The organism is Planktothrix mougeotii LEGE 06226 (assembly GCF_015207485.1).
In the GTDB taxonomy this organism is placed as follows: domain Bacteria; phylum Cyanobacteriota; class Cyanobacteriia; order Cyanobacteriales; family Microcoleaceae; genus Planktothrix.
On the sequence record NZ_JADEWU010000095.1, the window covers coordinates 1 to 20,435 of the forward strand.

Below are 20,435 nucleotides of genomic sequence, written 5' to 3' on the forward strand. Positions count from 1 at the left end.
GCTTCCCCCACTTCCTCTGCTTTCCCCATTGGTTGGTTAACCGGGGTGTTTCTCAGCTATGCCATCATTGCCGGGATTTTAACCACATTGAAGATACCATCCTGGGTTTGGGTGTTTCTCAGCGTGGGTTGGCTCATGGTGACGATCGCGGCCAGTGAAGATTCTGAGTCCGGTCAACCTTGGTTAATAGCCTTAATCTTTGCCGGAGCCATCGCCGGATGGGTTTTAGGAAACGAAGCAGGGGGGATGATTACCGCAGTCGTATGGGGGGGTATTGGTCTCGGATTAGGGGCGATCGCAGGCTCAGAAAGCCCTGCTAAAGGGATAATTGGGCTCTTGACGATCATGGGAATTGCGGCAATTGCTGGGTTAATCGCTGGAACAAAAAGGGGAAATTGGTTAAGTTCTTTGGTGGGAGGGGGTTTTGGCTCAATAATGGGATTAATGTTAGGGATTATTTTAGATGCGATTTTTCGGTCTAGGGCAAAAGTGGGAACCGGAAGTTTATTGGGATTAGTCTTAGGAGGATGGATCGGGGCTTGGATTGGCGCCGGGAAACAAGCGATGATGCGGGTGATCCAACGAATGCAGCCAGAGGTGATTATTGCGGCTTGGGGTGCGATCGCTGTGGTTGCAGGTACGGTGGCGCAAATGGTTGCCGGAGAAAAATTACTTGCGTCCTACAATGGATTTTACACCTTTTTAATTTTAGCGATTACCTCCGGTCTGGGCTTGAGTTTTGGCTGGTGGTTAGCCCACTAACTCAAGTGAATCTTAGTACGGAATTGGGAAGATATCTTCCGAAAGAAAGAGAAAAGTCCCATCCTTGAAGAAGGATGATCGGGAATTTAAAATTGTCTGTTAACTGTATAACTCAGGGAAAACAATGGAACTTGATTTATCTCGCTTTTTTAAAGCTTCTAATCCGGCTGAAACTCTCGATGTTGAACGTCCAGAAGATAAAAAATATTATATTGATTTTTCTCCAGCACGAGGCGGTAAGTGCATGGAACAAATTGCACGAACAATTACGCGGTTATCTCCTGATCGCCCCACTTGTCAACTGTTTACCGGGCCAGTGGGTTCAGGGAAATCAACAGAATTATTGAGGTTGAAAGCTCAACTTCAAACAGAAGGATTCCATGTCGTTTATTTTGAATCAAGTAAAGATTTAGATATGGGGGATGTGGATATTACCGATATTTTATTAGCGATCGCTCGTCAAGTCAGTGAAAGTATTGAAAGCTTGAAAATTAAATTACAACCGAAAGGATTTAAAAGTTTATTAAGTGGAGTTGTTAATGTTTTAAATACAGAAATTGACTTAAAAGGAGATATTAATGTTCCTGGTCTGGGAACCTTGAGTGCTAGTTCAGAAGGAGAATTTTCCCTATCAACGGGGATTGGCAATATTACGGCTAAAACGAAAGATAGTCGCGATTTACGGTCTTTATTACGTCAATATTTAGAACCCCGAACTAATAATATTTTAGAGGCTATCAATAAAGAATTATTGGAACCTTCTATCCAACAATTAAAACAGATGGGAAAACAAGGTTTAGTGGTAATTATTGATAATTTAGATCGGATTAGTTATAGTCCCAATAGTACGGGAAGACCTCAACCTGAATATTTATTTATTGATCGCGGTGAACAACTTAATAAACTCAATTGTCATGTAGTTTATACTATTCCTTTAGGGTTGATTTTTTCTAATGATTTAGGACAACTGATGAATCGTTTTGGGAATGACCCAAAAACTTTACCGATGGTGACGGTCAAATTTGAAGATGGAGCACCTTGTCAAGAGGGAATTGAATTGTTACGACAAATGGTAATGACAAGAGCATTTCCAGGTCTGGCTGCGAAAGATTATCCAGCTTTAATTGATACAATTTTTGATAGTCCTGAAACTTTAGATCGTCTTTGTACCATTAGTGGCGGTCATGTTCGGAGTTTATTGATTTTGTTATATAGCTGTTTACAAAAAGAAGATCCCCCTTTAACGAGAGAATCCTTAGAAGAGGTGATTTTACAACGTCGTCATCAATTAACCTTAGCCATTGAATCTGAAGAATGGCAAATGTTACGCCAGGTAGCAGCGACTAAAAAGTTGAGTGGTCAAATGGAATATCAAACCTTGATCAGAAGTTTATGGGTTTTTGAATATAATCATGCTCAACATTTTTGGTATGATATTAACCCGATTTTGACGGAAGCTAAGGAGTTTGGATTAGGCATTTAGAGACATTAAACAGATTTAACAAATTTTAGCTGGGTAAACCCCAGCTTTTTTTGATGACATTAAATTCGTAATTCGTAATTCGTAATTCGTAATTCCCTATTCCCTCTGTTAATATTCCCTTACTAACTCATAGCTTGCTGACTGTTTTTTTGTCGATGCAAAGCATAAAGTTGAAAGAAAATAATCATCCCTAAAATAAAACTGCCAGTGACAGCGACTGCGGTGTTCAGAGGTAAACTATTTTTAAATACAGCTAACAACACAATCACTAATAAAAGTACAGTTGGAACTTCATTTAAACTGCGGAATTGTTGACTGGTGAACATAATTTTATGAGTGGCTAATTGTCGCATAATTCGACCACAATAAAAATGATAGGCGATTAAAACGGCAACTAATCCTAACTTTAGATGCAACCACATATCTTTTAAAAGACTGGGCTCTGTAATTAAAAGTGCGATCGCCATTACCACCGTCACCACCATTCCAGGGGTTGTAATAATCCCATAAAGGCGTTTTTCCATCAATTCATATTGTTCTTTTAAAATGCTGCGGGCGGGCTCCGGTTTTTCTTCCGCTTCAGCATGATAAACAAATAATCTCACCAGGTAAAATAAACCCGCAAACCAGACAACCATTCCGATGATATGAAAGGATTTAAACCAAAAATAAGTCATAGATCCAATGACAACCTAAAAATAAAGGTGGGCATAACCCACCTTACCGGATTCTGGACAATCTGGCAATTAAATCGCCCTGGATAATCTTTGTTGTTGTTGGGCAGGAGTATGGGTATCAAATAAAAAGGCAATATTTCTGACCAAGAGTCTGCCTAAGTTCGTTACCACAATTGAATCATAATTGGATTGAACTAACCCATCCGCAATTAAGGGACGCATCTCGATTAATTCTTCTGCAAAGTAGGTATCAAAATCCAGGTGATATTTGGATTCGATTTGAGATTTATCTAAGTAGAAATTAGACATAATTTGCATAATTACATCTCGTCTCAGAATATCATCCCGGCTTAATTTAAACCCTTTGCTAACGGGTAAAGTTCCTTGATCAATGGCTTGATAATACTCTTTTAAGCGCTTATGGTTTTGAGCATAAGTATCTTCTAACATACTAATGGAGGTTAACCCAAATCCATAGAGTTCCGCTTCGGGTTGAGTTGTATAGCCTTGAAAATTCCGTTTTAAGGTTGAATTTCGTTGAGCGATCGCTAATTCATCATTGGGTTTAGCAAAGTGATCCATCCCAATAAAAACATAGCCTTTATCGGTTAATTCTTGGATGGACATTTGCCAAATTTCTAACTTTTCATGGGGTTTAGGTAAGGCAGCTTGGGGAATATTTTTCTGGACGGGTTTCATCCAGGGAACATAAGCAAAATTAAAAATTGCGATGCGATCTGGATCGAGAGCAATGGTTTTTTGAACTGTTTCTTTGAAGGTGTGTACTGTTTGATAAGGTAAACCATAAATTAAGTCTACATTCACACTTTCAAACCCGGCTTCTTTAATCCAATCCATGACATTAAAGAGCAGAGCTTCGGGTTGAACTCGATTAACGGCTTCTTGAACTTCTGGATTAAAATCTTGAATCCCAAAACTAATCCGATTAAACCCCATTTGTTTGAGGAAAAAGATATAGTTTTTATCCACATATCGAGGATTAATTTCAATGGAGATTTCGGCTTTATCTGCAAAAGTGAACTGTTTATTAATCGTTCCCCATAAGGACTCAACCTGTTCTAAGGATAAGTAATTGGGTGTACCTCCGCCCCAGTGTAGTTGTGTAACTGGGCGACGAGTATCAATCAATTGGGAGGTAAAATCAATTTCTTTGGACAAGTAATCGATATAGCTTTTCGCTGCATCTTTACTATTTGTAACAATCACATTACAGCCGCAGAAATAACAGGCACTTTGGCAGAAGGGAATATGAAAATAGAGCGATAAGGGCGATTGACGTTGATTGGATTCCGTGATGGCAAATTCCCAATCTAAGGAAGTAAATCCATCTTTTAATTCCGTCGCTGGGGGATAGCTGGTATAACGAGGAACCGCATTATCATATTTTTGAATTAAATCAAAATCAAACGCCACATTCGCTACCGAAAAAACCATTGAAATAGTCTCCTGAATAATTAGTAATTGCAGATAATAAGGGATTGAATTAAGCGGTTACTGGAGTTGGGGTTTCTCCTAAATCTCGCAGCATGGCAATATTAAGGGTAAAGGCGTTATTGGCTTCTGCTACAACTTGATCTTGCAGTTCTTCACTCAAGATTAATTCATTTAACCGTTGACGATATTGGGTTTTGAACTCATTCAAATCAGGAATTTCATCGAATTCATAGAAACAAATCCCTTGATGTTCCTCTAAATTAAAGACAGATTGGACAATTTTTTTCAAGCTTTGCCCACCGGATAAATCCCCCATGTAGCGAGTATAGGAGTGAGCAATTAATAAAATGGGTTCAGTTGCAGAAAGTACCCGCAGTCTGGAAACATAAACTTGTGCGGCTGGAGAAGGCGCGATATTATCCGGCCAATGTTCTCCATAATAAAAGTTTAAGTCTTTCTCTAAATTGGCTTTGCGATTTAGTTCTGGGAAATAGATTTTACTAATAATCGGATGGGTTTGATGAGATTGTAATTCCGATTCTAATTGGCTATAAACAAAATATAAATTACTCAAAAGTTGACAAAAAGACTCTTTACTGATGCCACCGGATAAAAAGTTTTTCATGAATCCGGTATGTTCGGCGTTACTGTGAGATTGTTGGGTTCCGAGTTTGAGTTTTTCAGCTAAGTTTGTCATGGTTTGATCAATGAATTTAAGATGAAACTTCTCTGAAGACTAAACCCATTCCCAACAGAGGAAAACAAGGTTTTGTCTTCACCACTCGAATGAGCATATCACTATATCACCCATTGGTTATATAATCTTTACAATTCTTTACAGGCAAAAAAAAATTGCCAAGGGTACTAGACAAAACCGGAGCCATATAGTTTAATAACTAATCAGTAATATTTAAGGACTTGCAGCGATGGTGAATACTGTCCAAAACCCCGGAACTCAAGAACTGCGCCCCGGTATTAAAAATCCGGTTCAAGAGACATTGCTGACGCCTCGCTTCTACACCACAGACTTTGACGCGATGGCGAACCTAGACTTATCCGCCTATGAGGAGGAATTTTCAGCAGTTTTAGAGGAGTTACGGTCGGACTATAACCGTCATCATTTTGTTCGGGATGAAGAATTTGAACAAAGTTGGGAACAAATTGATGAGAGAACACGCTCGGCGTTTGTGGACTTTTTAGAACGCTCTTGTACTTCGGAATTTTCTGGATTTTTATTATTTAAAGAGTTATCTCGTCAACTCAAAACTCGAAATCCCTTGTTATCTGAAGCCTTTACTTTATTGGCTAGAGATGAAGCGCGTCATGCGGGATTTATTAATAAAGCCATGTCGGATTTTAATTTATCTTTGGATTTAGGGTATTTAACAAAAAATCGGACTTATACCTTCTTTAAACCGGAGTGGATTATTTACGCGGTTTATTTATCTGAAAAAATTGGATATTGGCGTTATATTACAGTGTTCCGTCATTTAGAAGCCCATCCCGAACATCAATATTATCCTTTATTCCGTTATTTTGAAAGTTGGTGTCAGGATGAAAACCGACATGGAGATTTCTTTAAGGTTTTATTGCGTTCTCAACCGCAAATGTGGCAAAGTTGGCAAGGAAGATTATGGGCTAGATTTTTCCTATTAACGGTCTTTGCTACCCATACCTTAACGGTTGATGAACGGGCGGATTTTTATGATACCTTGGGATTAGATGCCAAGGAATATAATCGTCATGTTGTTCGCAAAACCAATGAAACTTCGTTAAGAGCATTTCCAGAGGTTTTAGATACAGAACATCCCGACTTTTTCCGCCGTTTAGAAAAATGTTCTGAGAACAATGCCAACAACCAAAAAATTGATGCCAGCAACAAACCGAAATGGGTTAAATTCTTATTAAAATTACCCTCTAACTGTTCAACGTTATGGAATTTATTCAGAATTTATATCACCAAACCCATTGATGCTGAAGCATTACGGGGAGAGGTGCATTAGATTAGTATTCTCAAAACCTTGGGTTGAGAGCAGGTTTGGGGTGTAGAAGATTAAGGATAATCCCATTGAACTACACTCCTGAACTCAAAATTAATTCCGAGAGAAACCGGGTTTTTTCATCAATTTTATCTTGTTAAAAGCCCTGTTTCTACAGAATCCTTAATCATGAATGCTACCATCTGGCATAATCACCCCATTGAGATTAGCATCGGTTAAAATAGTGCGGGTTAAATCAGCACCTCGCAAATCAGCATTGCATAGATTAGCCCCACTTAAATCCGCATAACTTAAATCAGCCCCTTTTAAATTGACTTCGCTGAGGTTAGTATGATAACTTTGTTCAGAGCTTAAAAGCCCTAAACCCGAAACTCCAAAAACTGCGTGACAGAGCTTGGCTTTTTCTAAATTGACTTGATATAAAATCGCCCCACTAAAATTGGCATAACTTAAATCGGCTTCCGCTAAAATCGCATAACTTAAATCCGTTTGTTGATTATGATTGGGGCGAAAATTAGCTTCAAAAAGAATCGCTTGAAAAAGATTGGCATTTCTTAAATCACATCCTGATAAACAAGCTTTCATGAGTTGGGCTTGTTCTAAGGATGCCTTAAAAAGTTTCGCCCCGGTTAAATCGGCTTCTCGTAACTGAGCTTGATATAAATTGGCTTCGGTTAAATCAGCCCCCCAGAGAATAGTTTCACTTAAGTTAGCCTGGACAAGATTGGCTTTAGACAGGTTGGCTTTTCCTAATCTTGCTTCTCGTAAATCCGAATAACTTAAGTTAGCTCTGGTGAGGTTTAAGTTCACTAAATTGGCTTCTTGTAAATCAACAGAAGATAAGTCAATCTCAGGAAAATTACGTTCCGCGGCTGCATATCTTCTGAGAAATTCATCGACATTCATAATAATATTAAGTACCATGAGGAATAAAAGAACAACTAAACAGCGACTTTAATAGCTCGAAGTTGTTCTAAATGTTGATTTTGCTGCTGCATTTGAGCCACTAAAGATTCGCAGACTAAATCGCACACTTCAAATAGAAAAGGATTGGCAATATCATAGTAAACGCTCACGCCTTGCTGAGTTCGCGTGACAATTCCAGCTTGAGCTAACACTTTTAAATGTTTAGACACATTCGCCTGTCCTAACCCGGTCGCCTCAATAATTTGGGTCACATTTTTAGCCCCAGATTTTAAACAGCAAATAATTTGTAACCGACTAACTTCTGATAACACTTTAAAAAAGTCTGCCATCAACGCTAAGGCGGCCGGAGATAACTGTAAATACTCGCAGGTTGAAGTCGGTTGGATGGATTTTAAAGTGGAATTTGTCATTGTGGGAACTCAATGGCGGTGTTAATATTATTTGTTTACTATATTACCACATTATCCAATAAATGTAAAACAAAAATCTCCTTTCTATCTCAGGGATGAGATAGAGATTTTAAGTACATATTCCTACGCAATTTTAGTCGAGAGTTTCGTTATGTTTTCTTTCGCTGAGTTGGAGTAAAATATCGGCGTGAACCTCTTTTGTAATCGGATATAAAAAAGTAAAAATCATCCCAATAATCAAAATCATTGTCGGTAAAGGGCCAATAGCAAAGCGAATGGCTAACAGAGCAGAGTCTGGTTGAATGGGGGGAATTTGACCCGGAATACTGGAAATAAATCCGGCAAAATCTAAGGCTTGTCCGACTAAAAATAACCCAATGGCTAATCCAATTTTTTGCAATAACACCATAAACGAATAGAAAACACCTTCTCGTCTTTGTCCGGTATTTAATTCATCTAAATCAATCACATCAGGAATCATTGACCAAGGAACTAAATAGGCTGTTGCTACACCACATCCGGCTAAAATTGCTAGAATATACATTAACGTAGTTTGTCCCGGTTGCAGGAAAAATAAACCCGCTTGGGTAACAATCCATAACCCCATCCCCATAAAATAAACGGCTTTTTTTCCATAGCGTTGACTGACTAAATTCCAAACAAATAACATCACTAAAGCAGTTCCTTGAACAGCAATGGCAACCTGGGGAAAAGTGGTTTCAGGAAGTTTCATCCAATTGACAACAAAATAAGGCAAAATAGAAGCCGTGAGTTGAACTCCTAACCAGGAACAGAGGTAAATTCCAATTACTAATAAAAAAGGTCGATTGCTGAGAGCAACTTTAATTTGTTCAGCAAGGGGAAGACTTTCAGAATTATCCTCAATTGTTTCTCCAGCTTGTCGAGAGAAAACTTGTTTTCGAGTTCCTAAAAAACACCAAAAGAGCGGGAGAACCGATAAAAAACCACAAACCGCTCCTAAAATTAAATAGCGTTGATAAGGGGCATTGGGAAAAAAGCTAAAAATAATTTGGGCTAAAATTAAAGAAAAAATACTACCCCCAATTGAAAACGCGAAGCGAAAACTATTTAAACTGGTTCGTTCGTTATAGTCCTTGGTTAATTCAGGGGTTAAAGCAGTATAAGGTAAATTAACGGTAGTATAAGCCGTATTAAATAAAATCCCAATAATCACATAATACCAAAACAAAACCGAGTTATTATTACTGGGAACAATCCACTGTAAAAAAAATAAAATTCCAAAGGGAATTGCACCAAAAACCATCCAAGGATAACGTCTTCCCCAAGGATGAACCGTGCGATCGCTTAAAACCCCTACAATCGGATCATTAATCGCATCCCAAATTTTTCCTACCATTAACACACTTCCAGCTAATCCCGCAGGTAAACCCGCAACATTAGTCAGAAAAACCAAAACAAAAAATACAGAAATATTTGCCGTAATTGCAGGGCCTAAATCTCCCGCGCCAAAGGCTAATTTTGTTGATAAACTGAGCTTTTCTGGAGGAGGAACTGTTGAAGAAGGCGTTGAGTTCATAAGAATTAATATCAGAGAACATTACCACCCTAAAATCAAGAACGGATGGCTGACAACAGGATAACCTAAAACGATATGCTGATTGATATAGTAATAATGATTTAGGAGTTATCCAATTATGGCTGCTTTAGGCGATCGCTTTAATCGCATGAGGGGAAAAACCCGGTTTGTGGTCAGTCGTTTGTTTCTACATTTAGGCGGTGAAGAGGTAGCGCCCCTATTAGGGGTACTCAACCAAGCCGCCAGAAACGTCATTGACGCAGACGGAGACTTGGAGGTGACCGGAGAAGCATTAGTGCAAGTTTGCCAAAGTCTCCTTCAATATGATACCTATTGGCAGTCAGGATCGAATGAAGGGGATGTAGTTTGGAACGAAGGAGAAGCCGCAGATTACTTTAACGAACTGTTCACCGACTCTGGCCAACGGTATTTGAGCGAACCTGACTTATCTCAACCGATGTATGAAAATCAACCTCTGTCCTTACCCATCACCCACAATTTAGTGGTAATGATTACAATAGTTAGTGAAGGAGAAGTTCCTGATTTAGAAACAGATTTAGCGAGTGTGGAGGCGATGAATCGAGGGTTAAAAGCATTAATTAATCTTCACTATCAAGGCAGACTCAGAGGAATTTCAATTCATTTTTCTCCGGCTCGTTTAGGAGATGAGTTAACCAATGATCAATTATTGCAGAATTTCCCGGAACTGATTCCCCTTTAAGGAATAGCATCGGTTTTCCTTCTTTCAACAAGTTTATCTAACTCAACGGATTTTTGGTTTAATGTTGGAGCAAGTCAATGTTCATAAAAGTTAATGGGTTTATGTGGAAAAAGCTTTTAATTCTATTCATTTCACTCACCTTTTGTTGGACAACAGTTGCCTGTGGGTCTTCAACAACTTCATCTAGGGTGCAACAATCAACTCCGGTTGTATCGGCTCCAACCAATCAAGTTACAGAGGGTCAATATCCCGTTCAACAAGCTCAATATAATGATGTGGATGGAACCTATACCCTGATGTTATTAAATACTCCTGCGGGTAAATCTGCCACCTATCAAACCCCGAATTTACAGATGGCACAGTTAACGGATGAACAAATCAAAGCCGGAGAAAAAAGTAACTTAAATATTAATAACGGTCAACCCGTTTTTTATTTAACACCGGATTTCCGCATTGAATACGTTCATAACGTGACTGAAACCCAGCCTGACCCCGCCACCGGTCAACCTCAAACCGTTATTGTCCGCCAAGAATCCAGTTTCTGGACACCTTTTGCCGCCTCTTTTGCTGGAAGTGCCATCGCCAATACATTATTTGCCCCCCGTTATTATGTCCCTCCGGTGTATGTATCGGGAGGCCCTTTAATCGGATATGGGGGTTATGGTTCTAGCTATAACCAAGCGGTGAACGACTATCGGACTCGCTATAATAGTCCCCCAGCGGCGGTGAAAAATCGTACAACCTTACGCACCACCGGAAATATCCGCAACTCAAATCGCAATTCCTCCGTAAATCGTCGAACTTCGCCCAATTCTAGCCGTTCAACGGGTTCGGGTGTTGGCGCAACGGATTTACGTCAGTCCCCCAATAAAGGCTCAACCCAACAACGTAAACCTAGTTTTGGCAGTGGTTCCCGCAGTCGTTCTTCCTCTGGGGCTAGAAGACGTCGTTAAAACAGTAGTGAGGCGTGAACGCCTCCCTCTTCCTTCATTTCAGCAACGATCATGATCAAAGCTTTTGTAACCGGTGGGACGGGATTTATTGGAGCAAATTTAGTTCGACTATTATTAAACAATAACTATGCGGTTCGAGTGTTAGTTCGTCCTGAGAGTAATTTAGGAAACTTAAAGAATTTAGATGTTGAAATTGTTGAAGGAAATTTAACAGATTCTAATTTATCTCAATCTTTAAAAGGCTGTCAAGTTTTATTCCATTGTGCTGCCCATTATTCTTTATGGCAAAAAGATAAAGCCTTATTAGAACAATATAATATTTTGGGAACTCGTAATATTTTAGCCGCCGCCAGACAAGCCGGAATTGAACGCACGATTTATACCAGTTCCGTTGCGGCTATTGGGGTAAAACCTGGTGTTGTGGTGGATGAAACTTATCAAAGTCCGGTGGAAAATTTAGTCGGATATTATAAAAAATCTAAATATTGGGCAGAACAAGAAGCGCATCATGCGGTAAAATTAGGTCAGGATATTGTGATTGTTAATCCCAGTACCCCTATTGGGCCTGGGGATATTAAACCTACGCCCACAGGAGACTTAATATTACGCTTTCTTCGTCAAAAAATGCCTGCTTATGTCAATACTGGATTAAATTTTATTGATGTCCGAGATGTCGCCCAAGGTCATTTATTGGCTTTAGAAAAAGGAAAAACCGGAGAACGTTATATTTTAGGTCATCAAAATTTAACCTTAAAAGAATTTTTAGACTTATTATCAGAAATTACAGGTTTACCCGCCCCTGAAAAAACCGTCCCCATTTGGCTTCCCTTAAGCGTTGCCTGGGTCGATGAAATGATTTTATCACGGCTAGGGAAAACTCCTTCTATCCCCTTAGATGGCGTGAGAATGTCCCGACAATCGATGTATTATAATGCCTCAAAAGCGGTTCAAGAATTGGGTTTACCTCAATCTTCAATTAAAACAGCCTTGAAAGATGCCGTTAATTGGTTTATGTTATCAAAATAAGTTTCTGGTGAGAGGAGAAAAATGGCTATTCAAATTGAACAAGCGATCGCCGTTGGTAAATATTTATTGATGCAACGGTTAATGGGGCGGAAAAAATTCCCCCTGGTGTTAATGTTAGAACCGTTATTTCGGTGTAATTTAGCTTGTTCTGGCTGCGGAAAAATTCAACATCCGAAAGAAATTCTTAAGCAAAATTTAACCCCCGAAGATTGTTTTAAAGCCGTTGAAGACTGTGGTGCGCCTGTGGTTTCTATTCCTGGCGGTGAACCCTTATTACATCCCCAAATTGATGAAATTGTTGCTGGGTTAGTCGCCCGCAAAAAATTTGTTTATTTGTGTACCAATGGCATTTTATTGGAAAAAAGTTTAGATAAATTTAAACCCTCTCCCTATTTAACCTTTAGTGTGCATTTAGATGGATTAAAAGAACATCATGATCAATGTGTAGACCGAGAAGGGGTTTTTGACATTGCAGTTCAAGCGATTAAAATGGCAAAATCGAAAGGATTTAGAGTCACAACCAATACAACCGTATTTGCAGGAACTAACCCCCAGGAAATGCAGAAATTCTTTGATTTTCTGGAAACTTTAGGTGTGGATGGGATGATGATTTCTCCGGGTTATAGTTATGAATGGGCTCCTGATCAAGACAATTTCTTGAAACGGGAACAAACTAAAGCCTTATTCCGTGAAATTTTATCTCCCTATACATTAGGAAAAAAGAAATGGAATTTTAACCATAACCCCTTATTTCTCGATTTTCTGATGGGAGAAGAAGATTATGATTGTACCCCTTGGGGAAGTCCGAGTTACAGTGTTTTAGGATGGCAAAAACCCTGCTATTTATTAAATGAGGGGTATTATTCCAGTTATCAAGAATTATTGGAAAAAACCGACTGGACAAAATACGGAAAATCGAGCGGAAATCCCAAATGTGCAGACTGTATGGTTCACTGTGGTTATGAACCAACCGCAGCAATGGAAGCGATGAAACTGGAAAATATGGGGCGCTCTATTGGGGCTTTATTTTAATAAATTTAGCCACAATTTTATCAGTAGCCTGTTTTTTTAGGCAATTGATAATGGTAAAAGGGGGGATTGAAACCCAAATAGTTGAATTGCCAGGGGGGGTTTGATGCTGCCAGTATGGACTTCTAAACCCCAATCTCCCTCTAAACACAGATTTGAGCTAAAATTGTTCGAGACGGTAATATTAGCTTCTGTAAGTTCCGATAGTATCGTAATCAAAACATTAGAAGACTTGGCAATATTAGAGCCATACAATAAAATCTCAGACCGGGAAGCTAAACCTTTTTTCCACTCTCGAATAATGGAGGCATCATTATAGATGTTATCTTGGGTGAGGGTTGTTTTCCCTAATCCCATTTCTCCGGCTTTACCGTGAGAAAAAATATGGACGACGCGATATTGCTTGGTTTTCAGGATATCAGCGATTTGTTGCAATTCTGTGCCATTTGCATCAAGAATAATCGCTTCAACCCCCGGCATTAAACCATTGAGGAGGATAGGTAAATCGGGAACATCGGCAGCAAAAAAAGCAATCTCTGAGGATGTTGTTTCAGCAGATCCGACCGAGAAAAAGGCTAAATGAGAGTTAAGGTTAGAGTCTGGTAATCTGAACATAGCAGCAACATTAAGGTGTCAATTAATGCAAATCCTTATTGTTTAGATTATTTCATCTAATTGCCTGACGCAAGCACTTTTACTTAATCTTTACACAAGGCTAATCTGGCTTCATATAACACCCTCTTTTTTGAAGAATCCTGATCAAGAACCCAAAATGATAACAGAATTAATTAAATTATTTCAATTTGAATTTATGCGAAATGCCTTAATAGCTGGACTCTTAGTCAGTATTGCTTGTGGCATAATGGGAACATTTATTGTTGTCAATCGAATTGTATTTATCAGTGGCGGAATTGCTCACGCAGCCTATGGAGGCATTGGCATGGGTTATTTTTTTCAATTTAATCCTGTTTTTGGAGCGATCGCATTTTCTATTTTTTCTGCATTAGGAATGGGGTTAGTCTATCGAAAAACTCAACAACGAGCCGATACCATTATTGGCGTGATGTGGGCGATTGGAATGGCAATTGGCATTATTTTAATTGATTTAACGCCCGGTTATAAAGTTGATTTGATGAGTTATTTATTTGGCAGTATTCTGACTGTTCCTCAATCGGATTTAATCTTAATGCTGGGATTAGATATTCTAATTGCAGTCATGGTCATCCTCTTTTATAAAGAATTAGTTGCTATTTCCTTTGATCCTATTTTTGCCGAAACTCGAAATGTACCCGTTGATCAACTGTATTTAATGTTAATTGTTGCCATTGCCTTAACCGTTGTCATGGTTATGAAAGTGGTCGGTTTAATTCTTGTAATTGCTCTTTTAACTATTCCGGCTGCTATTTCAGGACAATTTGTTAAGGATTTAAAACAAATGATGATATTATCCAGTAGTTTAGGAATGATTTTTACCACCCTCGGTTTAGGAATTTCTTACTTTTTTAACTTAACATCGGGTGCAACCATTATTTTAGTCGCAGGTTTCGCTTATTTAATGACTTTAAGCTTTAAAACTTTGATTAAACCAGTTGTTGAGGTTTGACACTTTACCCCCAAAAAATTGGGGGTTTGTTCAGTTTTCCTGATTTATGTTACAGTCTTGTGTTGAAGCTTTAACAGCTTTTTCAATTAACGTGTCAATTCTCCATGAAAACCCAGATTGTACTCAGTCTAACGTCCCTAATATTAGGTTTTTCTTACCCGGTTACAGCCCAAACTCTCAACCCTTGTCCGACAAACTCCCCAACTTCTATTGTTCAATGTCAAAATTCCAACCCGACAGAAACCGTTGCCATTTTAGAAGATGGTCGGTCATATCAATATGAAGCCGGACAAGGGATTTATCGAGTTCGCTACAATTATACAGGGGAAAATTGGACTCATGCCGATGTTGCTCCGATTCGGATTAATACCAATAAACCCATTGCTATTTTACCGATGCAATATACCCGGAATGGATTACAATCTGGGGCAAGTGTGAATGGTGTTTCTGTCGGTCGAGTCTGGAATTCTATCACCGTTGAAGAAATGAAACGACGCTTAGAAGCGTTAGGGTTTTATGTATTAACTCCAACGATTTCGATGTATGGAGAAACCATTGATGGATTTCAAGCTTTAGAACATTTTATTGCGGGAGTTCATAAGGGAAATTCTTCTGTACAAACGGTGGTTTTAAGCGCCGATGCTAATATTCCTAATGCGGCTAACCCTCGTCCAGGTGCTCAAATGTTAGTGACGGGACTCCATCAACGTGATTTGTGGTGGGAATATCGCATTCAAAACCGTTTATTACCCTTTTATCAACAACAACATTTAGTCAATATTGGGCCGAGAGTGCGGGGAGGTCAAAATAACCGTGAGGGTCATTCCTTAGCATGGCATCCTATGATAGAAAGGGCTGCTGAATATAATCCTAAAATTGCTATTATTGAAGTCGCCCAAGCCGCAGAAATTATTCAACGAGCCGGGTCTATTGAAGCCGGACGACAATGGGCCGCACCTGTATTTGATGCAGTTGCTTTAGGAATGGCAGAACAAGCCTGCGCTACTGGGGAACAAGGGAACATCCCAGCTAACAGTAACAGGCAAGATGCCTGTTCCACGTTTTAATCAATCTAAAATCTTATAAAATTAAGAGTAAAAAAGTCAATCATGAAATGTTGAGAAAATCTAAAATTTTGATTGGGGATTAGCCACAAAAGTTATTTGTTTCTCAGGTAAAAAATTAAAGTGTACACGTCAAAAATATAGATTAGAATGATTGACACACTGATTCTACTTTAATTTCATAAAACCTATGAAACTCAAAATTCTAACAACGGTTGCTTTAGTTGCGACATTAGGTTTCGCTACTCCAACAATACTTTCCCCTAGTCCCAGTTTTGCCCAAGTTTATACAGGATTTCGAGTTAAAACGGATCAAAGGTTGACGGTTCGACTCATTAATGAAGCCGGAAAACCAATTCAGTATGGTTTAAGCCAAAATTCATCTAAAATTTTAGCAAGTGGACAATCAACTGCTATGGCATTCTCCCAGGTAAAATCGGGAGCCGTCAACATTCTAATTTATACCCAGGATGGCACTCCTCTGGGCTTTAAAGGTAGTTATGATGCTCAAAAAAATGAACTCACCGTCAATATTGCCTCCGGTGGCGCTGGCCATAAAAGTATTAGTATTGGTACCAATGGAATTGTTGAGGCGATTTAAGTTCTCTTGAATTGGATCACAGTAGAGACGTTATTGTGAACGCCTCTACTGAATTTTTAAGAAAAATTAACCGGGATTTCGCCTAAATTCTAGTTTTGGCAATACTCTTCATAAACTCCATCTAAGAGCAAGTTAAACGCATCAACAGCAGTTTGCGCCGCCTCTAATGCTGCTTGTTGTTGTTCTGCGGTTTGACACAGTTGTAACAAGGCTTTGCGAGTCATTTGGCTATGGATTTCATCTGCTTTTTCATGAACTTTAAAGAAGGATAAAGCCGATTCTTCATTAATCCCATAAAATTCCTCTAGTCCGGCAATTTTAGTTGTCGAAACTTGAGGGAATTGAGATTCATAAGCATACAAAGCAGCTAACCCTTTTTCGGGTGCTTCACTGCGAGATAATTCTTTAAGAATTTGAACAGATTCTTGGGTTTTACTTAAAGGTTTGCGGTTGAGAACTTCGCTGCGTTCTACTCCTAATCCTTCTGCAAACCGTAACCACAATTCCGGGTGATGGGCCGAACCCCGTTCTTCTTCAATTAAATTTTCTAACAACATTTTGCGAATGTTGATATCATCACAAGCTGCATGGGTTGCACTGACATAGGTGGGGAAGTTATGAACGTGCAGATAATATTCCTGGGCATACTCTTGTAACATCATTAATGTCAATTTCCCTTCATTCCACATTTGATAAAAGGGATGCTTGAGTAAGTGATGGGTTTCAATAATTTCGTTGAGTTTAGCCAGAAATGCTGTTTCTGTTAAAGGCTTATCCTGGGTTAACATTCGCGTTCATAAAAATAGAGGTTCATCAGGATTTTATCTTAAAATAAATATTTGTCAAGCCTAATCCCCAAAAAGAAGCGGATTAGGTATTAATAATTAGATGTTATTCTAAATTTAAAAGCGATCGCAAAGCTTCTTTCATTTCCTCAATGGTTGTGGTTGCGGTTCCAAATTGACGCACGACTAAACTAGCGGCTAAATTCCCTAAAACCGATGCTTCCCACAAGGATGAACCTGTACATAAACCTAACGTTAATGCAGCAACAACCGTATCTCCTGCACCCGTCACATCAAAGACATCGGTACGATTAAAAGCGGGAATGTGCAAAAGTTGATTTCCCTCAAATAAACTCATGCCTTCTTCCCCCCGCGTAATTAACATCGCCTGGGCTTGAGTTAACGTTAATAGATCCCGTCCTGCTTGTTGTAAGGTTTGTGAATTTTGAATCGAATATCCAACAGCCTTTTCCGCTTCAGGAAGATTGGGAGTAAATAACGTTGCTCCAGCAAATCGATGTAAATCTTTTTGAGTATCTACAATAGTAATAGGAGATTTTAACGCCGCTTCAATGACCGTTTGGGTTAAAACTCCATCCCCATAATCTGAACAAACCACTGCATCAACAGTATCAATATTTTCCCGAATATATTCTGCTAATTTTAACTGTAATTCTATATCAGGTAACTCATCGGATTTACGATCTACCCTAACAATTTGTTGCGTCACGGATTGACGAGCATGACCGGAAATGCGAGTTTTTGTTACCGTTGGACGGTCAGGATCAATTAAAATTCCCTTAATATCAATTCCTGCCTGTTCAAAAATTCCACACAGAGCGATGCCTTGATCATCTTTTCCCACAAATCCGGCAACCTGTACCGATGCTCCTAATTTTGCCAAATTGTAAACGGCATTTGCCCCTCCCCCTGGAATTTGGCGGGTATTTTCATGACGCAAAATTAACACCGGAGCTTCCCGTGATAACCGTTCTACCTGACCTGTGAGAAATTCATCTAACGTTAAATCCCCCACCACCAGAACCTTCGCCTGAGAAAATCGATTCATTCGTTCACATAACGAATCCATCGAGGCATTTAACTCTGCTAAAAATGAAGCATCCAATATCATGTTCGTTATCCGTTATCCGTTATCCGTTGTCCGTTGTCCGTTGTCTATTGTCTATTAACAAGCCAACAGTCAACAGTCAACAGTCAACAGCCTATTTCAGTTTCTTCTGAATAAAGGTTTTGATTTGTAACACTTGTTTTTTCAGAGCCTCTATTTCGGCCTGCATCTTCGCCATTTCCGCCTTCATCGCTGCCATGTCTGCTGCGTCTCCACTGGCAGCAGAAGCAGGTGTAGGAACAGAGTCAGAAACGGGAGAAGTCTCAGGCCCAGACTTAGGTAACGGTTGACGGGGTAAATTCGCTTTCTGAAACGCGGATTTAATAGCATCAAGCAGTTGTTTCTTTTCAAACGGCTTTTCAATAAATTCAAAATATTGAAACGGTTCTGAAATTTTTTCAGTGACTTCTTCCTTCCGTCCTGACATCAGCACAAGGGGAATTCGCCGTAAGGTTTCATCAGCTTGAATCTGCCTAAAAACATCCCAGCCACTTAACTTAGGCAGGAGGAAATCCAACATAATCAAATTAGGATGTTCTCTCTGAACAAATTCGAGACCTTCTTTACCATCTTTAGCTTCTAATACCTCAAAGTTACCAGGGGGTAACATTTCTCGAACTCGCACCCGAATGACTTTGCTATCGTCAATTACCAGTATTTTCCGGCCTGCCACGACTGACTCCCATAATGATGCTTAAGGTTTTCTCCGCACTTCAAGACGGAGCTTCTAAAATATTGCTGTTCAGGGTTTCTCTTTCCCAGACAAACCTGACAATCAACTAGGCTCTCACGAGTCCTACTTAAACTGTTTTATTGTTCCAAAGAACATCAGAACAAGCCTAACTTAGTTGATATTCCCAAGGCTATATCTCCAGAGACTTACTCGGATATTTAACAAGGGCGTTACCTTGCACCCAAGGTACGTTTTTAGTTGCCTTAATTGGAAAAGCTTTAACTTTTCGGGTTTAGCTACTTCTTTAGTTTTTTGGCTTTTGTCCCTTGGAAATCGCCACCCAATTTTTTCAACCCCCCCTCAGCGTCTTTAATGTACGCTTCTTTTTTATACTGTTAGCATAGGGTCTAACTCCAAACATTGAGGTAAGGTGCTGTTGTTGAGACTTTTCAATTTTATCATAAATCCTCAAAAAGCCGTCCTAGAAGCACCACGCTTTCAAGCCCCTTTCTAGGTAAAATAACCGGGTTTTGGTCTGGTTTAACCTCGGCTGTTTGAAGAGATTCGGTCTAAAGCCTAACTCTTGTCGGGAAACTTTTGAGTTAAATGTTTTATCCTCATCGGTGATTAAGTATGTCCCCATCTCCCCATTCCTCTGCTGAACAATCTTATCGTAATCGGTCTCAAAATTTTATTGAACCGCTCCCTTACTGGTTACGCCGTCCCCTGGGTAAAGCCAGTGAACTCTCTGCGGTACAACGAATTATCAAACAGCGTCAAATTCACACCATTTGTGAAGAAGGTCGTTGTCCAAATCGAGGGGAATGTTATGCTCAGAAAACCGCAACGTTTTTGTTAATGGGGCCAACTTGTACCCGTTCCTGCGCTTTTTGTCAAGTGGATAAGGGTCATGCACCCATGCCCCTTGATCCCGAAGAACCCCAAAAGGTAGCGGAAGCGGTACAAATTTTAGGGTTACGGTATGTGGTTTTAACCTCTGTGGCGCGAGATGATTTAGCTGATGCAGGGTCAGGCTGGTTTGTCGCGACAATGGAGGCCATTCGACATCTCAACCCAGAGACTCAGATTGAAGTTCTAACGGCGGATTTTTGGGGCGGGCAAGGTGGGGGGAATCCCCAGGCGCTTCAATATCAACGCATTACCACCGTCGTTAAGGCTCAACCTGCCTGTTATAACCATAATGTCGAAACAGTCCAACGGCTACAAGCACCCGTCAGACGGGGCGCAAAATATGAGCGATCGCTCGATGTATTAAGAATTGTGAAACAGCTTGATCCTCGAATTCCTACAAAATCCGGTTTAATGTTAGGACACGGGGAAACGGAAGCAGAAATTATTGAAACTTTAAAAGATTTGCGTGAGGCGGGATGCGATCGCATTACCCTCGGTCAATATATGCGTCCGTCTTTAGAGCATCTCCCCGTGCAGAAATATTGGACACCGGAAGAATTTGAGCATTTAGGAGCGATCGCAACGGATCTGGGTTTTGCTCAAGTTCGTTCTGGGCCATTAGTTCGTAGTTCCTATCATGCAGGGGAGTAGGGGAAGGGGATGAGGG

The 20,435-nt window shown here is 39.7% G+C and carries 21 protein-coding genes; 11 read left to right on the forward strand and 10 right to left on the reverse strand.

Features of this window, described 5'->3' with window-relative positions:
* Window positions 1–762 (forward strand): J domain-containing protein (locus IQ236_RS24430; protein WP_193871688.1); only part of this gene is annotated, 762 nt, incomplete at its 5' end.
* 124 nt (window positions 763–886) lie between these two features.
* Complete coding sequence (locus IQ236_RS24435; protein ID WP_193871689.1) at window positions 887–2,245, forward strand: P-loop NTPase fold protein; 1,359 nt, start codon at window positions 887–889, stop codon at window positions 2,243–2,245.
* A gap of 122 nt (window positions 2,246–2,367) precedes the next feature.
* On the opposite strand, the gene hemJ is transcribed toward IQ236_RS24435, so the two are convergent.
* The 3 genes from hemJ to IQ236_RS24450 all read right to left on the reverse strand — a co-directional run bounded on the left by hemJ (window position 2,368) and on the right by IQ236_RS24450 (window position 5,074).
* Entirely contained in the window at window positions 2,368–2,922 is a 555-nt protein-coding gene (hemJ, locus tag IQ236_RS24440; RefSeq protein WP_193871690.1) for a protoporphyrinogen oxidase HemJ, read from the reverse strand.
* Window positions 2,923–2,991: 69 nt separating this feature from the next.
* The gene (gene hemN / locus IQ236_RS24445) at window positions 2,992–4,377 is read right to left on the reverse strand and encodes an oxygen-independent coproporphyrinogen III oxidase (protein ID WP_193871691.1); all 1,386 of its coding nucleotides are present in this window, start codon (window positions 4,375–4,377) and stop codon (window positions 2,992–2,994) included.
* Between the two features lie 49 nt (window positions 4,378–4,426).
* Window positions 4,427–5,074, reverse strand: coding sequence for a biliverdin-producing heme oxygenase (locus tag IQ236_RS24450; RefSeq protein ID WP_193871692.1), 648 nt, complete (start codon window positions 5,072–5,074; stop codon window positions 4,427–4,429).
* Window positions 5,075–5,303: 229 nt separating this feature from the next.
* Between IQ236_RS24450 and acsF the strand changes: the two genes are divergently transcribed.
* Window positions 5,304–6,380, forward strand: coding sequence for a magnesium-protoporphyrin IX monomethyl ester (oxidative) cyclase (gene acsF, locus IQ236_RS24455; RefSeq protein ID WP_193871693.1), 1,077 nt, complete (start codon window positions 5,304–5,306; stop codon window positions 6,378–6,380).
* Between the two features lie 159 nt (window positions 6,381–6,539).
* Here the strand turns inward: acsF and hetL are convergent, their stop codons facing one another.
* The 3 genes from hetL to IQ236_RS24470 form a co-directional block, all read right to left on the reverse strand.
* On the reverse strand, window positions 6,540–7,301 hold the full coding sequence (gene hetL / locus IQ236_RS24460) for a heterocyst differentiation pentapeptide repeat protein HetL (RefSeq protein ID WP_228041836.1): 762 nt from the start codon (window positions 7,299–7,301) through the stop codon (window positions 6,540–6,542).
* A 17-nt stretch (window positions 7,302–7,318) separates the two neighbouring features.
* Window positions 7,319–7,714, reverse strand: a complete 396-nt coding sequence (locus IQ236_RS24465; protein ID WP_228041837.1) for an ArsR/SmtB family transcription factor — start codon at window positions 7,712–7,714, stop codon at window positions 7,319–7,321.
* Window positions 7,715–7,847: 133 nt separating this feature from the next.
* On the reverse strand, window positions 7,848–9,272 hold the full coding sequence (locus tag IQ236_RS24470; RefSeq protein WP_193871694.1) for an MFS transporter: 1,425 nt from the start codon (window positions 9,270–9,272) through the stop codon (window positions 7,848–7,850).
* A gap of 118 nt (window positions 9,273–9,390) precedes the next feature.
* Between IQ236_RS24470 and IQ236_RS24475 the strand changes: the two genes are divergently transcribed.
* From IQ236_RS24475 to hpnH, 4 genes are all read left to right on the forward strand, one after another.
* The gene (locus IQ236_RS24475) at window positions 9,391–9,993 is read left to right on the forward strand and encodes a DUF1517 domain-containing protein (protein ID WP_193871695.1); all 603 of its coding nucleotides are present in this window, start codon (window positions 9,391–9,393) and stop codon (window positions 9,991–9,993) included.
* 77 nt (window positions 9,994–10,070) lie between these two features.
* Window positions 10,071–10,946 (forward strand): hypothetical protein, encoded by an 876-nt coding sequence (locus IQ236_RS24480; RefSeq protein WP_228041838.1) that lies wholly within the window; start codon window positions 10,071–10,073, stop codon window positions 10,944–10,946.
* Window positions 10,947–10,997: 51 nt separating this feature from the next.
* Window positions 10,998–11,972 carry a hopanoid-associated sugar epimerase gene (hpnA, locus tag IQ236_RS24485; RefSeq protein WP_193871696.1) on the forward strand — a complete coding sequence of 325 codons (975 nt, stop codon included), beginning with the start codon at window positions 10,998–11,000 and terminating at the stop codon, window positions 11,970–11,972.
* A gap of 21 nt (window positions 11,973–11,993) precedes the next feature.
* Complete coding sequence (gene hpnH / locus IQ236_RS24490; protein ID WP_193871697.1) at window positions 11,994–13,004, forward strand: adenosyl-hopene transferase HpnH; 1,011 nt, start codon at window positions 11,994–11,996, stop codon at window positions 13,002–13,004.
* A 36-nt stretch (window positions 13,005–13,040) separates the two neighbouring features.
* On the opposite strand, the gene IQ236_RS24495 is transcribed toward hpnH, so the two are convergent.
* Window positions 13,041–13,616: a DUF4347 domain-containing protein gene (locus tag IQ236_RS24495; RefSeq protein ID WP_193871698.1), complete on the reverse strand. Its 576-nt coding sequence runs from the start codon at window positions 13,614–13,616 to the stop codon at window positions 13,041–13,043.
* Window positions 13,617–13,773: 157 nt separating this feature from the next.
* On the opposite strand from IQ236_RS24495, the gene IQ236_RS24500 reads away from it, so the two are divergent.
* From IQ236_RS24500 to IQ236_RS24510, 3 genes are all read left to right on the forward strand, one after another.
* Window positions 13,774–14,604: a metal ABC transporter permease gene (locus IQ236_RS24500; protein WP_193871699.1), complete on the forward strand. Its 831-nt coding sequence runs from the start codon at window positions 13,774–13,776 to the stop codon at window positions 14,602–14,604.
* A gap of 104 nt (window positions 14,605–14,708) precedes the next feature.
* A complete protein-coding gene (locus tag IQ236_RS24505) occupies window positions 14,709–15,671 on the forward strand; it encodes a hypothetical protein (protein WP_193871700.1) in 963 nt (320 codons plus the stop codon).
* 187 nt (window positions 15,672–15,858) lie between these two features.
* A complete protein-coding gene (locus tag IQ236_RS24510) occupies window positions 15,859–16,269 on the forward strand; it encodes a hypothetical protein (RefSeq protein WP_193871701.1) in 411 nt (136 codons plus the stop codon).
* Between the two features lie 89 nt (window positions 16,270–16,358).
* Here the strand turns inward: IQ236_RS24510 and IQ236_RS24515 are convergent, their stop codons facing one another.
* The 3 genes from IQ236_RS24515 to IQ236_RS24525 form a co-directional block, all read right to left on the reverse strand.
* The gene (locus tag IQ236_RS24515) at window positions 16,359–17,057 is read right to left on the reverse strand and encodes a CADD family putative folate metabolism protein (protein ID WP_190520607.1); all 699 of its coding nucleotides are present in this window, start codon (window positions 17,055–17,057) and stop codon (window positions 16,359–16,361) included.
* A gap of 103 nt (window positions 17,058–17,160) precedes the next feature.
* A complete protein-coding gene (gene rfaE1, locus IQ236_RS24520; protein WP_193871702.1) occupies window positions 17,161–18,186 on the reverse strand; it encodes a D-glycero-beta-D-manno-heptose-7-phosphate kinase in 1,026 nt (341 codons plus the stop codon).
* Window positions 18,187–18,277: 91 nt separating this feature from the next.
* On the reverse strand, window positions 18,278–18,856 hold the full coding sequence (locus IQ236_RS24525; protein ID WP_193871703.1) for a response regulator: 579 nt from the start codon (window positions 18,854–18,856) through the stop codon (window positions 18,278–18,280).
* A 633-nt stretch (window positions 18,857–19,489) separates the two neighbouring features.
* On the opposite strand from IQ236_RS24525, the gene lipA reads away from it, so the two are divergent.
* Entirely contained in the window at window positions 19,490–20,419 is a 930-nt protein-coding gene (gene lipA / locus IQ236_RS24530) for a lipoyl synthase (protein ID WP_193871704.1), read from the forward strand.
* The last annotated feature ends 16 nt before the right edge of the window (window positions 20,420–20,435 follow it).

What these genes read in the sequence shown, in the direction of transcription:
- IQ236_RS24435 (WP_193871689.1), top strand. Translation starts at nt 887, where the DNA reads ATGGAACTTGATTTATCTCGCTTTTTTAAAGCTTCTAATCCGGCTGAA.
- hemJ (WP_193871690.1), bottom strand. Translation starts at nt 2,922, where the DNA reads ATGACTTATTTTTGGTTTAAATCCTTTCATATCATCGGAATGGTTGTC.
- hemN (WP_193871691.1), bottom strand. Translation starts at nt 4,377, where the DNA reads ATGGTTTTTTCGGTAGCGAATGTGGCGTTTGATTTTGATTTAATTCAA.
- IQ236_RS24450 (WP_193871692.1), bottom strand. Translation starts at nt 5,074, where the DNA reads ATGACAAACTTAGCTGAAAAACTCAAACTCGGAACCCAACAATCTCAC.
- acsF (WP_193871693.1), top strand. Translation starts at nt 5,304, where the DNA reads ATGGTGAATACTGTCCAAAACCCCGGAACTCAAGAACTGCGCCCCGGT.
- hetL (WP_228041836.1), bottom strand. Translation starts at nt 7,301, where the DNA reads ATGGTACTTAATATTATTATGAATGTCGATGAATTTCTCAGAAGATAT.
- IQ236_RS24465 (WP_228041837.1), bottom strand. Translation starts at nt 7,714, where the DNA reads ATGACAAATTCCACTTTAAAATCCATCCAACCGACTTCAACCTGCGAG.
- IQ236_RS24470 (WP_193871694.1), bottom strand. Translation starts at nt 9,272, where the DNA reads ATGAACTCAACGCCTTCTTCAACAGTTCCTCCTCCAGAAAAGCTCAGT.
- IQ236_RS24475 (WP_193871695.1), top strand. Translation starts at nt 9,391, where the DNA reads ATGGCTGCTTTAGGCGATCGCTTTAATCGCATGAGGGGAAAAACCCGG.
- IQ236_RS24480 (WP_228041838.1), top strand. Translation starts at nt 10,071, where the DNA reads ATGTTCATAAAAGTTAATGGGTTTATGTGGAAAAAGCTTTTAATTCTA.
- hpnA (WP_193871696.1), top strand. Translation starts at nt 10,998, where the DNA reads ATGATCAAAGCTTTTGTAACCGGTGGGACGGGATTTATTGGAGCAAAT.
- hpnH (WP_193871697.1), top strand. Translation starts at nt 11,994, where the DNA reads ATGGCTATTCAAATTGAACAAGCGATCGCCGTTGGTAAATATTTATTG.
- IQ236_RS24495 (WP_193871698.1), bottom strand. Translation starts at nt 13,616, where the DNA reads ATGTTCAGATTACCAGACTCTAACCTTAACTCTCATTTAGCCTTTTTC.
- IQ236_RS24500 (WP_193871699.1), top strand. Translation starts at nt 13,774, where the DNA reads ATGATAACAGAATTAATTAAATTATTTCAATTTGAATTTATGCGAAAT.
- IQ236_RS24505 (WP_193871700.1), top strand. Translation starts at nt 14,709, where the DNA reads ATGAAAACCCAGATTGTACTCAGTCTAACGTCCCTAATATTAGGTTTT.
- IQ236_RS24510 (WP_193871701.1), top strand. Translation starts at nt 15,859, where the DNA reads ATGAAACTCAAAATTCTAACAACGGTTGCTTTAGTTGCGACATTAGGT.
- IQ236_RS24515 (WP_190520607.1), bottom strand. Translation starts at nt 17,057, where the DNA reads ATGTTAACCCAGGATAAGCCTTTAACAGAAACAGCATTTCTGGCTAAA.
- rfaE1 (WP_193871702.1), bottom strand. Translation starts at nt 18,186, where the DNA reads ATGATATTGGATGCTTCATTTTTAGCAGAGTTAAATGCCTCGATGGAT.
- lipA (WP_193871704.1), top strand. Translation starts at nt 19,490, where the DNA reads ATGTCCCCATCTCCCCATTCCTCTGCTGAACAATCTTATCGTAATCGG.